This window comes from Legionella stuttgartensis (assembly GCF_977063405.2).
On sequence record NZ_CDRUHA020000056.1, the window covers coordinates 121,290 to 134,902 of the forward strand.

Below are 13,613 nucleotides of genomic sequence, written 5' to 3' on the forward strand. Positions count from 1 at the left end.
GCTCAATAGGATAAATTATGGACCATGGAAACCAATACTTTCTTCGTCTTCTTCATCGGTAAAAGGATTAAATTTTTCTTGCTCTCCTTTTTTATTTTCACTTAGGGTTGGAGAGACCTGAGAAAAATTTTGATCATCTTCGTCATCCTTGAAAGGATCAAAATTTGGCGGCTCTACTATCTCATCTCTAGTTTTTGTTTGAGAGAAACTCAAATCCTCTTCCTCATCTTTAAAAGGATCAAAATCTGGCGGCTCTACCACCTGATCTCTAGTTTTTGTTTGAAAGAAACTCAAATCCTCTTCCTCATCTTTAAAAGGATCAAATTCATAGGATGTTACATTTTCTCTTTTAGTGTTCATTTTTGAAAAGGTATAATCAGGCTCTTTGTTGTCACTTTTATTAAATCTATTTTGTTCATTCGATTCATGTTCAATGGAAAAATGTGATGCCGTTGATGAACCACCCATCATTGATTCCATCTTCTGATGGGACGATTTTATCTCAGCTTCCGGATTTTTAGATGGGGCTTCCGTAACTAAACCGCATTGTTCCGCCTTGGTAATTATGTTTAATAGTTGTTCAGTGCTACCATGTTTGCCACCAAATAAATGAAAAACCACTTTTCTGTCATCAATAAATACCTCGATTTGTCGATAATTAGGATTACTCTCAAGTATCATTCCTTGTTCGTCCAACAAAGGAAGATGGAGACGGCCAAACAAACCGAAAACTAATTGGACTTGCGGATTGTTTTTCAAGTAATGGATCATATTTTCCTTAGATATGGTGTTAGAGATTGCAATGATATTTTTAGTATAAGATTCACATCGCGCCTTGAATTGCTCTTCGTCGCTTCCAAAATATTGGGTGATAACCCCTCCAACAAATTCTAGAGAATTTTGAGGATTTATTTGGGTTACCCACGTAGGAATTGAATCAAAATAGTTATTTTCAACCAAGAATTCAAAAGGGTCTATTATGGCTTCTTTAATGGCAATTTCTAGGTTTTTCTCGGAATTGGGATTATCTTTTCGTGTAAATGTAGACAATAAATAAGCAACAAATATTTTTTGTTCCTCAACACTCGATGTTTTTAAAAACTGTGAAATTTGTTCTACAGTATAAGATTCAATCGGATCATAGATTTGAGCGTTGTTTATCTCAGCAAATGACATGGTCAAGTCAATCTCTGGAAATAGAGCTCCTGTCCCATCTTTAAATGTTCTTAATCCTTCTAAAAAGAATGCCGTTGTCTCGCCCATAACACTCCACCTCTACATATAAGTATAGATTTAGAAATGGGAGTAATACATAGCCATGTATCAGGCGAGCCTTGATACCGCCAAGCGAGATCAAGGTTTGATTAAATCATAAGAATAAAATCCAAAGATCTAGGAATTCAATTGAAACAATTAAAAAGCTATTTCTTTCTGAAGGTATAATTACCAAAAAATTAATCAAAATAGGTTATTACATATAATTCTAGAATAGAAAAAATACTGATTATGCTTCGCGCCATCAAAGCTATTATTTATGTTTATGGGTGTCGTAATATAGGGATTATTCCTAAGTTTACAAGAGTAATCTTTACTAAAATTTTTTTAAAACCAGCATTGAAATTTCCCTTAAATGTCTCTATAGATTAATCAACAACGCATTTAATAAGGAGGATTAATAACAACTACTTAGTAATATATGAATCATATCTCTTACCATTAAATTGAAAATTTTTTTGTTTTAAAAATTAATTTAAATTAAGAGGATTTAAGCTATGTCATCAGTTCAAATAATATTTCGATCTATTTCATACTCATCAGCAATTGAATGCTATATCGATAAGCATTATAACAAACTCAAGAGATTCTATAGAAAAATAAATCATTGCCGAGTGGTCATCGATAGGGAACAAAATAATCGACTTAAAGGGATAATGTTTCGTGTAAGCATTAATATGACTTTACTTGGCAAGGAAATTAGCAGTAGCAAGCAGAACCCCAATTTATATATTGCTCTACGTGATTGTTTTATGGCAATTGAAAAATTACTGGAAAAACAGTTCAAAAGAAAAATTAAAATATCTAAAAAACATTTTTTTACTCTTAGTGATCATAAGATTCACTCGGAAGTACAAGCATATTAAAAATAAATCAGGACTTCTAAATATCAATATTTTATAGAAGTTATTTGGAAGTCCGGAAAAAAGCTCATAAGCAACGAATCTATCCTTTCCTTGAATCTTGAACAACAAAAAATTTTCGATATTGCCCTTTCTAAAAAATATGTGAGATAGTTCATTAGCTTAGATTAAATCAACTAATCGATTTTTCTATCTCGTAGTCCCCTCAGAACCTATTATCAATATATGGCCTATAATTTAAACATGTTGTATTAATTTGTATCCAGCCATGAAACTTAAAATTGATCCCACTTTGATTAATAATTCCCAACAAGAAGCACAAGCATTAGGTGATTATCTGATTAAGAATGATTCAGCTTTTCTAGAAAAGAAGGGAGAACATAAGGTAACCCCCTCTCTCGAATTAGAAATAACTCATAATTTGATTCTTGATCAAGAAAACACCAATTCTAACATTAAAAGGTACTATGTTATAAGTAAAGACTTCCTAGGAAAAGGAGCTTTCAGTAAGGCTAGAGGAACTATGGGTTATATTGAGGTTGATAAAGCGAGTGGTGCGGTTACCTATACACCAAGTGAGGAAAAAGCTATTAGAGTAAAAAACACTCACTATGCTCAAAAGAACATACTGGATACAGGTGCAGCTCCATATAGCCACTCAGAAGCAGTTGCAGCTTATCAGCAAGCGAAAAACTTTAGTCATCTAGGCATGCAACCTCCTATCGAGGTTAAAAAATCACACGCTCAACTCGGTTTATTTTCAAAAAGTTATGCACTCATGAATAAGTTAAAAGGTAGCGATCTAGACACAGAAGTTGTCAATTTCATTGCTGATAATGATCCTGATACTGCAACAATGGTTAAACGTGTCATCCTCCCTATATTGGAAGCATATAAAACACAAATTTCAGATAAAAATTTTGTTCACAGAGATATTAAATTAGAGAATATACGGGCCTATTTATCTATGACGGATTCTAAAATTAATTTTTTAGATGTAGATAGTGCTTTAAAAGTTGGTGAAAAGGATACTATTTATGGGAGCCCTGCCTTTTTACCCCCAGAGCTCGCTCAGATAACATCTTCAAATACCATCTTAGTAACTCCTGCAAGAGACATATTTCAACTTGGGGTGTTGTTAATAGCGTGTCTAAATCCAGATTTAGATCCTAACTTTTACTTTCCTGAAAAGTTAAATGCACAGAGTGGTGCGGAGGTTGTTAAATTCGCACTTGATCAAATACACCAAAATGGATGTTACGATCCAGACAAGATGGGATCTAATTTATTTGAGTACATCCAAGGCTCACAGGTTATTCCGTTATCAGAAGAAACTGACCTACGTAATGAGATAAAAGAGATTTTAAAAGAAATGACAAAGGAAGATCCGACTCAGCGTCCTGACATTGGTACTGTTATTTCAAAACTTAATGAAATATTAATTAAGTTAGAACCACAGCAACCGCAACTAGGTGTCACACCTTAGAAGCTCGGTTCCTAATCCACATTAAGCGTAAATCAGCATTAATGTGCGCCCCGCCCCTGCCCAATAAGGAGAGCGGATGTTCGACAAAATACGAAGTGAAGAACACGAAGTGAGTGCAACATTTTAGACGCGCTTCAGATTGTACGGATATAGTGCTCACTTGAATCCTCTAAAAAGAGACCAATAATGAATTAATTAGTAAAAATTTAATTAAAAATGTTGTCCGAACATCTAGGCTAATCCAACTAAGCCACCAATTATCAAATTACGAATTCGTGACTATGTGAATGATCGGATTTGCATGCATCAGACAATATAGTAAAGGGGTAAGTGACAAACATAGTTGCTAATGCAAGTACCGCTGCAATAGAAGCAATTGCAATAGTTACGGAGCTAATTGCTGGTAAAATAGGAACGATAGTGGATAAAACAAGACAAGCACCGATTCCTAAAGCAAGGTCATTTGGATCAGGATGTTCAGAGTCCAGGAAAGCCTTAATTGTTAATCGATAGGGGGAAATAGCTAATTTTGTGCAGTTCCAAAAAAAAGATCCATAAAAATTAGTTAATCTTTTAGTAGCTGACATACATTGTTCTCCATTACAAACTTGTTATTTAAAAATAATTATAAATGAAATACTTAAAAAATATTAGCGCTTTATTTAAAGCGGGTGATCTAATATAGACCAGTTCTTATTTAAATTAAGTTTTCCTCGTACTGAAACCAATCTCTATTAACAACCACTGTAACTAAATTTTGTAGAGGGTAATAACTCACGATGAGACGCTTGAATGGTCTCCCTATGATCTTTTAGGTGTTTAAGATAAAAATGACTATATTTTTCTAAATCAAAATTATCCACTAATTGATATTTTAGTTCTTTATATGAACAAGAAGGGCCTTTTCCAAATTCCTTTTTCATTTCTTTAACTATTTCTTGAAATATAAGATCACTAAGTGTTGAATAATTTGGACCACTCATGAAAAACATAGCTAATGCTTTTGCATTACAATAACTATCAGTATGACTATCAAAATAACTCCCAACGCTCGAGCGTCTTGAAGATCCCCACATACTTCCCCATGATTGTGCTTCATATTTTTTAAATGAAGACATAATTAGACTTTTAAATGTGGTTTTAGGGAAACTATCTACCCAATCATAAACAGCACGATAAAATAATGACATCCCCACCTCGCTATAAGGATGGGTAAATCGTTTATCATTCTTAGCAAAAAACTCTATATCACGAGTAAAATTAGATATTTCTTGTTCAAATCTTTTATTTCTAATTGCAATTTCTATATCGGGTATGAAATGCCTCTGCAACATTAAAGGAGTAAGCTCCTGGATGAGCAGCATATTTAAAGCTCCACTTTGCGCTCCTGAACATAAAATATACGCTAATCGATTATCACCACTTTCATGCGTACTCGCTTTTAAATACTCTTTTACAGGAAATGTTCTTAGTCTAAAAGTAGAAAGTGCAGGAGCATATTTTTTATCGATAATTTCAGTAATGTAGTACTCGAGTTCGTCTGGTTTCAAACTTTTTGCCCAAATAAATAAAGAGTCATGGTATTGTTTCTTTACTTCATCACCAGTAATTACCTCTAGTTGACACTTTAATGAAGTCAACTCCTCTTCCTTGCAGTTTAATTTTTCAGGGGTAAATTGAGTGAAAATAATATCTAGAAGCTTGTCTGAAGGAAATAGCGTGGCAACAGACTGCAGTTCTGAGAGAGAACAAATAAAAGAATCCAAACGGAATAAATTTAAAAATCGTTCATAACTGGAATTAGACATATAACCCAAACATTTTTCAAATAAACCTTTGGTGTTAATGAGTGATTTAAATTCGGTAACAAGTTTTATGCGTCCTTCCTCATTGGTCGCCTTTAACAGATCAAACAATACATTACTATCAATTATATTATTCTTAAATTGAGAAAAAAGTTGCTCTAATAATAATTCTTGAATTGCGGTATCACTTTTCCAAAGCATAAAATGAGTTTTCCATGCTTCAAAGGAAATACAATGATTTTTTATTTGCTCTGCATATTTTTGTCTGAAACTTTTCTTTACTGACTCGCCCAGTTTGGACATTATTAATTGATATTTTTCCGGTGTATTATATTCCCCCGCCAACTCTGAAAATTTTGACTCTACAATGACTTGTTGTTGCTCTTCAGAAAAAAATGAAAGCAGTTTATGAATTTTAGTCATATAGGGCAGTTTATCCAGGCGTGACTGAGCACGTGTGGCTACTGTTTTAAAAAGCTCAGGGGTATCGGTCAAATAGTTAAAATGTTCATAATCTTTAATTCCCGGCGCTATAAAATCGGCTGCAATGAACACATTATATCCCGTGCTTTGACGCACTAATCGAATTAATAGGGAAAATAACCCGCTATCATCACCATCCAGCATTTGGGGACGATGAGCTAAGACTTTTAATACCCCATCCAATAAAGAAGCCAGAGAGGGTAAATCCTCTTTCGCTTTTGTTGCTTCCGCATGAATAGGAATTTTATAGAGTTCAGGGTATTGATTGAGAAATTCGAAAAGACAATTGGAAATTTGAAAGGCGCAAGGGAAAATATCTTCTGCCTTTTGTTGCACAAATTCTTCTTCAGTGAGCGGACAATCCTTATGGCGTACGAATAAAGCCAGTAAATAGCTCTTAATCGTAAGATTCGAACCCCCATAACTTTTAAGGCAGAGGTTACTAATCAGAGTTTTGTGCGGTTCAGGTAAACTGATATCTTTGGGAAGTTTGCGCCAAAGTTCATAAAACGTTTTAATCGCTCCTGCAACAACCTCATTATCAGCCCATCCCTCACTACCTGAATCAGCAACTGACGCTTTTTTAAGCTCCAAAGCCAATTGACCTAGAGCAAAACCGAATGACTTATCGTCATATCTATTTCTATGGTGTTCCTTCAATACTCTGATAAATGTTTCACTGGCTTTTCCTGCAACCTGCTCTAAATTTAGCATGTCTCTACCGCTCAATTGATAGACTACTTGGTTCTCAGGTGGTTGAAAATCAGCAATCACGAGATTACTATCCACTTTAGCCATTTGAAAGACTTCTGATACAGGGATTAACCTGTTATATGCATGATTAATAACATAATTCTCAAGCTCAAAATGCCCCTCTGTCTCTGTTTCAAATTTAAGATCAGCACCTTTTCGATTTAAGCCAACAAGCCCAGGCATTAAAATTTGACATATTGCTTCGTCAGGTCCGGCAATAACCTCCGCTATTTTGAGACAGAACTGATTAGCAGGTAAAAAAGGATGACGGGTATAGACTAGATTCGATTTTTTCAGTAGCTCCCAACGATTCTTGAAATAACGCCTAATGTGACTAATAATCTCTTGGGGAAGAATAGTATCCTCGTCCCCATGAGTGAATTGATTAAAAAAGAAGAACACATAGTCAGACTCTTGTTGCATCGCATCCAGAGTTTGAGCATCTAATGTAGAAGAAAAAATAGCTTCTTGTTTTTTATAAATATGCAGGAGGTTTTTTAATGTTTTTATAGTAAGCATGGTGGGTGTTATTTAAAACGAATGTTATATTTTATTGTTTTCTAAAGATATTTCAATAATCACAACCAGCGGAGATACATAAAACATTTGCATCTTTTGAAAATTCAAGGATTGGATTCCCGCCTTCGCGGGAATGACAATAGCGATAGGCGCTAACCCTGGACCTATCTATTCCGGGGCGTGCCATTATTCAATTTTTATCTAATTACAAAGCGATTGATATTGCTAATTTGCATATTTGCTTTTCCAAAGGAAGGCGCGGGGAAACCCGGTATGCTAGGGTCATACACACCTATTCCTTCACCACCAGCAGCAAGATTAACATTCAAATAATAACCCTTGTCAAATCCATGGGTTAATGAGTCGAACATCACTTCCGCTTCGGTTAAAGGCATAGGAACACTTAATGCTAGATTGCATCTGTTTGATTCAACAGTACAACATCTTGGGCTAGAACTTGTACACCATATTAATTGCTGTACCCCGTTTACTTCTCTTTCTGCACTAAAAATCATATTACCTGTGGTCTCACTTTTACAACGAGTTATTGTAATAGAAGTGTACTTAATACCATCATAGTACCAGCTGAGAACATAACGAGTAATCGAGGTTCCATCCTTTTTCTCCCAAATGAAGCCATAGTTATGCCAGTTAGATGAATCTGCTGCAGGATATAAGGGCATTATTGGTCGGTCAAAATCACCTATATTATTGATATAATTCCATGAGGTTGCAGTTGCGTTTGCTAAATAACCATAATGTATTGAACCAATAATAGGAGTAGTTGCCGTCCAACCGCCGTTGATTAATTCCAAAATATCAATTTCCATAGCAGATGGCCAAAGATTTTTTGGTGTAAACTTTTCTGAATTAAAGCGAAATGTATCATCTATGTAGGGTGACATTATCCATACAGCAGGCCACGCCCCTTTTTGATAAAGCTGGTCCATTGTTAAGTTGGGATCATCTTTTTCAACTCTCAATCTAATCTCTATACCACCATGATTAATCGTTTCACCCTTAGAACCTTTATTAACATAAAACCCCTTACGATATGAATAAAAAGCTCCTGACGTGTAAGTGCATGTTCCAGTAGATACTATAGCCCGATTATTTGGATCTACGTATCCCCTTCCAATACAAGGAAAAGCACTTGAAGGTTTCGCTGATAATTTAATAAATGACGGATTTTCCTTATTTTTTGGGATAAAAGAAACATTTTTTGGTAGGTACTCTTGGTATTCTTGTGTCCCAACATGATATCCATTAACTATGGTAAAATAATTATCGAAAGTTGACTTTTCACCACCAAAAACCGAGAGTTTCTCCGTACATGAATTTGTATCACATAATGATTGTATGTTCTTTATATTAAGTAAATTTTCTTCGCTTGGTTGATAACATTGATGGGCGTTGCCTTGGGTGCATACTTTTGGTCCGCCAACTACATTACCTTTCAAAACCCTGCCATCGATATACAGACTTAAAATGCAAGACTCTTTATATCCTAAGGTGAATACGTCTGTACAATATCCAGGGCTTGTTAATTGACTTATACCTGGTATAGGCGTCATTACTAAAGAGTGTGTTTTTTTCGAGTGGTTCGTGACTCTATATTTTATAGTTTGTTTACTATTTCCAATGATAATTACTTTAGTGTCGGTCAAAGGAACAAAAGTCCATAAAGGATTTGCAGAGGAAGACATAGCCATGGGCGTAGAAAGACACATCCACAACACACAGAGTTTCTTGTTCATCAAATAATATTTTTTCATAGCTGTATCCGTACATAAAAAAGTAAGTATGGAGTACAAAAATCATGAGTGAGTTAGAGCTAGAGTCCATATATGGTCAGGCGACAACCTCGCATTAATCAAACCATCATCACTTACTTTTTTATCTCCATCAAACATTATCAAGGACTTGATAATAACAGTCAATGCGACGTTTTCCATAAAACGGGTTGATATTAAAATAGGAGAACCTAAGGGAATAACACCTAATGTGAAGCGCAAAATGAAGTACTTTTTAATGATGACAAGTGTAATGTATTTCCATTTTAACGAAGTAGTAGCCCTTCTATATATTTTATTTTTGTTGAAAATAATGATTCAATTTAAAAATTAAAAAATGATTTTACATGTATTGGATGAGAAACTTGGAACAGAGGCTCTATTTGGGCTGCCACACGTTGCAGACATAATGGGATGATAAAATTGAAACAGAAAAAACTAGCACTCCGACTCCATTTCACGTTTATAGGAATGTTGTTGCTACTTCCTTGCACTATCAGTTTTGCGACAAATAAGCCCATTGATGTGATTGTTATTGGCGCTGGAGTTTCTGGAATTACTGCTGCCCGTCAATTACAAAAACAAGGATTATCTGTTCTAATTCTTGAGGCTCGTGATCGTATCGGAGGTCGAGTCTGGACTGATTATTCCCAATTAAAGCCTTTTGAACTAGGGGCTGGCTGGATTCAGGGGACAAAAGGGAACCCTATCACCGCTCTTAGTAAACAGTTTGGGCTACAAACGCTTCCTTACAACTTCGATAATGCAAAAATATATAATGCTCATGGAGTACCTTTGAGTGATAAAATAAACGCTTACATGGACAAATTAGAAAATCAATTCATGCGTTACATAAATGAGCACCAAGAAAATGATAACCAAGATATTAGTGTAGAAAATGCATACAACGATTATGTAATAGAGAAAAACTTAAATGAAGAAGACGCTCGCTTGCTTCATTATAGGTTGCTTGCCTCTATTCAATATGAATACGCAGGTGACTTATCACAACTTTCTATGTTTGAATTCAACCAAGACGATAGTTTTGAAGGCGGGGATTTAGTTTTTCCTAATGGTTATTCGCAATTGCCTGTTAACTTAGCTAAAGGACTCAAGATAGAACTCAATAAAGTAGTGCAAGACATAGACTATCAAAATCTCCCCATAATTGTTTCTACTAATCATGGACGCTATAAAGCGCGCTATGTCTTATGTACCGTTCCCTTAGGTGTATTGCAAAAAGGGATTATTCATTTTCATCCCGATTTACCTGATACTAAAAAGATGGCAATGTCTAAATTAGCTATGGGGGTCTTGGACAGGGTTTATCTGCAATTTTCTCATGTATTTTGGGATAGTGCGGTGGATGAAATCAATTACCTTCCTGCACAAGGCGCGCGCTGGCTCGAAATTGTCAATCTTTACAAAATCAATCAAAATCCTGCGCTTATGGCTTTTGTCTCTGGAAAACAGGCAGAGCAAATGGAACTGGAAAGTGATGCAGAAGTAGTAAACGATTTAATGGGTCATTTACGCATTATCTATGGTGAGAAAATACCTCAACCTAGTTATTATAAAATTACTCATTGGTATTCTGATCCCTTTAGTTATGGTTCCTACTCATTTATTAAAATAGATGGTGATGGTAATGCATACAATGTCTTAGCCCAACCTGTAAAGCAACGTTTGTTTTTTGCAGGAGAAGCAACTAATGCTAAATTCCCCGCCACAGTACATGGCGCTTACCTATCAGGCCTGCGAGCAGCAAATGAAATATGGGTAGTTGAGAATGAAAGCAAAAAATCGAACAACGTATAGCATCAACAAAGTGGATATATATGAGAAAGAAAATTGAAAACCAAGATACTGAAAAGGAAAACGAAGAGCAGCAGAAACCCAGAACCATTATCACCTCCAACAATTCGACCTATACAGAAGCTATGCTTCTAAATCGTCTTGCTGAAACGGGGTTGTTAGACGACTATATTAGCGGCAGTGAAATTACAAAGCAAAGCGTGAAGTGGGTTGAAAGTTTTTCACGAGACGATCTAGTAAACATATTTACTACGTTCCCCAATGTATATGCACGCTGTATAGAGCAAATGAGCAAAACTCTAGGTCCGTCAGTAAAAGATACTGTATTATTCAATGAGGCATTTTGTAATCTGTTTGAAAATATTTTAAATAAGGCCAAAAATATTCACCTTAAACATAAATGGGCTTTTTCTGGAAATACTCCTCAATTCCATGAGTTTGAATTTGCACTATTTTTATTTCATACCTTTGTAGAGGAGGACTATCAAGTATCTACCCCCAAAGACTCGAGCTTAATGAGAGCATTAAATAGATTTGCCGACTCTGATTTTGTTAATTTGAGAAACATAGGGGCTCCCATATATTCTCAGTTAAATGAAATTATTGAACATGGAACTTGCAGTGCAGGACTGTCGGAACAATTATCCAAAATTTACACAGCAATGATGCTCGCGCGCGCTTTGTTATTTTATGGGAATGTGCTCAAACAACAACGAAGTGAACACTGCAGCGAACACAATGACTCCAAGCTATGGAATTATCCCCAGGCAGCAGCATTCTTCAAGGTAAAAAAAGAAATAAAAAAAGAGATGAAATTTCCATTGTATCACGGCAATATTGATACCGAGGCCGCGAAGTGTTTACTTACCAATCCAGGTGACTATCTTGCCAGATATTCATCTAGTCAAAAGAAATATTACTTCACCATACTTCTGGAGCCCAACATCAGACATAATAAGATTGTACTTAACTTTGTAATATCCACAGATAAAGTGAAGTCCTGGATACAAAATCCAATTGAAAATCATGCAGAAATAGAATGCTACATTAAAGAACAACTATCTATGGAACAACCAAAAAATATTCAACCATATGTAACTAATTTTCTCCTAAATGAAAAATATTCCCCTGTATTTAACCCTATATGTAATGCAGATATGCTCAACGCATCCCTCAGAGCAGGATAATCCTACTCTAAAAAATTAAATGATTAGGGGCGCTATAATTTACAGTTTAGAGGCCCTTTTTTTATCTCAAATAGTTGCCCTTAGATTCAATGTTTATTACTTGTAGGGCTAAGTTTTAAGTGATTTTCCAAGACGTCTATTATTTTTGAGTACGATTCTATGATTTGCTTGTTGCCCCCACCGCTCTCACGATATTGCTTTAGATTATGTTGAGCTATTTCAAGCGCTGTTTGGCCTTCACTTTCACTATTTTTATTTTTTAAATTTAAATCAGGATTATATTGAAGTAGTAATTCTACTCGTTCAAAATCCGCTTTATCAATAGCAAACATTAAAGGTGTATATCCAAATTTATCTTGAGCGTTTAGGATTTGATCTAAATAATTTGTCGTATTAAAAAAAAGTGAAGTGTTTGTTGTTAGCTTTTTTACAAAGTCGAGATAGTTTGCAATCGTGCTTAAATCCGCCTCTGCAACTAGTATATGAAGTAGTCTTATATCGTTATAACTAAGATAGTTAATGCACTCTTTTCGTGTGGGATCGTGGATAACTTGCCAAGCAGCATCTTTTTTAAGAGTTTCCTTTATTACTTCGACTCTTGTAGTATCAGCAAATATTGTAGAGGAAAAAGCAATATACTTATCTACATCTTTTCTTACCAGGGCGTTAAAAACCCATTCAGCAAGCTTTCCAGTATCTGGGGTTCCATCGATTAAATAGTCCTTTTTTATGTCCTCGCTGTTGGATATAAACCATTTTTTAGTTGTCGTATCATAACCAATACTAATGGAGTGCGTAGTAGTCCCCATTAAAAAGGAAACTGCAGGATTAGGTGATTCGTTTTCTTTTGTGGGTTCTGTTTCTAATGCATTATGGAGACGATCAAAGTAATGTAAAAATTCTGTTTTATTATATATACCAACCGAAAACTTTTCGACGCTACACTTTTTATATTCTTTTGGAGTGAACATTAAAGGATATACCAGCTCAGCAACTTGGCCAACAGGCTCTTTAGGAGAACCTTCAAACAAAGCAGTAAACGACGCTGGATCATGGTAGACCACTAGTTCTTGTGCAAATGAAGTCAAATCGTTAAGAATAGGTAGATCACCATTTACAAAAAAAGAAGGTTCTTGACTGTTGGTCTCTTGTTGAAGAGACAATACAACTTCTCGAATAAGGTCCTGCATATGCTCAGGAACCGTACTTAAAGTACTAATAGAGGACGTTTGGTCCTTTATCTTAAGTAATTCTCTGATGATTTCTATCCGTCGATAAAAATCTGATCTCCCCTTCTCACCTTGGCGCATGCTATTCATGAATAAGCTGGAAAATCCATTGCAGTGTCCAAAGCCTTCCATTTCATCTGCTAAGTATGTACCCTCAAACATATATTTTAAAAACGATGTAAGTTCCTCATATTTCAATACAATACCTGTTGTTTCAGTTGGAACCATAGTAATTATCTCAATCTATACGCTTGTAATTTCATAGCTCATGAATTTCACTGCGTGAAGAAAATCCCACACTTATATATTAGACTAAAATCTGTTCAACCATCTGAAGCAATGGTAGTTTATGGAACCTAATAAAGCATATCGCTAAAACTCATCGCTTGATCGCCAAAGATAAGA

The 13,613-nt window shown here is 35.3% G+C and carries 9 protein-coding genes; 4 read left to right on the forward strand and 5 right to left on the reverse strand.

All coding sequences use genetic code 11. From position 1 onward, the window contains the following. Positions 1–15: 15 nt before the first annotated feature. A complete protein-coding gene (locus ACWTEW_RS14875) occupies positions 16–1,263 on the reverse strand; it encodes a hypothetical protein (protein WP_454782435.1) in 1,248 nt (415 codons plus the stop codon). Between the two features lie 509 nt (positions 1,264–1,772). On the opposite strand from ACWTEW_RS14875, the gene ACWTEW_RS14880 reads away from it, so the two are divergent. Beyond that, positions 1,773–2,141, forward strand: a complete 369-nt coding sequence (locus ACWTEW_RS14880) for an HPF/RaiA family ribosome-associated protein (protein ID WP_454782436.1) — start codon at positions 1,773–1,775, stop codon at positions 2,139–2,141. A gap of 265 nt (positions 2,142–2,406) precedes the next feature. Beyond that, positions 2,407–3,624 carry a protein kinase domain-containing protein gene (locus ACWTEW_RS14885; protein ID WP_454782437.1) on the forward strand — a complete coding sequence of 406 codons (1,218 nt, stop codon included), beginning with the start codon at positions 2,407–2,409 and terminating at the stop codon, positions 3,622–3,624. A gap of 260 nt (positions 3,625–3,884) precedes the next feature. Here the strand turns inward: ACWTEW_RS14885 and ACWTEW_RS14890 are convergent, their stop codons facing one another. The 3 genes from ACWTEW_RS14890 to ACWTEW_RS14900 all read right to left on the reverse strand — a co-directional run bounded on the left by ACWTEW_RS14890 (position 3,885) and on the right by ACWTEW_RS14900 (position 8,959). Then, a complete protein-coding gene (locus ACWTEW_RS14890) occupies positions 3,885–4,211 on the reverse strand; it encodes a hypothetical protein (protein WP_454782438.1) in 327 nt (108 codons plus the stop codon). A gap of 147 nt (positions 4,212–4,358) precedes the next feature. Then, positions 4,359–7,184: a hypothetical protein gene (locus ACWTEW_RS14895; protein ID WP_454782439.1), complete on the reverse strand. Its 2,826-nt coding sequence runs from the start codon at positions 7,182–7,184 to the stop codon at positions 4,359–4,361. Between the two features lie 197 nt (positions 7,185–7,381). Then, on the reverse strand, positions 7,382–8,959 hold the full coding sequence (locus ACWTEW_RS14900; protein ID WP_454782440.1) for a glycoside hydrolase family 16 protein: 1,578 nt from the start codon (positions 8,957–8,959) through the stop codon (positions 7,382–7,384). A 441-nt stretch (positions 8,960–9,400) separates the two neighbouring features. On the opposite strand from ACWTEW_RS14900, the gene ACWTEW_RS14905 reads away from it, so the two are divergent. After that, on the forward strand, positions 9,401–10,795 hold the full coding sequence (locus ACWTEW_RS14905) for a flavin monoamine oxidase family protein (RefSeq protein ID WP_454782441.1): 1,395 nt from the start codon (positions 9,401–9,403) through the stop codon (positions 10,793–10,795). Positions 10,796–10,815: 20 nt separating this feature from the next. Further along, the gene (locus tag ACWTEW_RS14910) at positions 10,816–11,979 is read left to right on the forward strand and encodes an SH2 domain-containing protein (RefSeq protein WP_454782442.1); all 1,164 of its coding nucleotides are present in this window, start codon (positions 10,816–10,818) and stop codon (positions 11,977–11,979) included. An 86-nt stretch (positions 11,980–12,065) separates the two neighbouring features. On the opposite strand, the gene ACWTEW_RS14915 is transcribed toward ACWTEW_RS14910, so the two are convergent. Continuing rightward, the gene (locus ACWTEW_RS14915) at positions 12,066–13,436 is read right to left on the reverse strand and encodes an ankyrin repeat domain-containing protein (RefSeq protein ID WP_454782443.1); all 1,371 of its coding nucleotides are present in this window, start codon (positions 13,434–13,436) and stop codon (positions 12,066–12,068) included. Positions 13,437–13,613 lie beyond the last annotated feature (177 nt).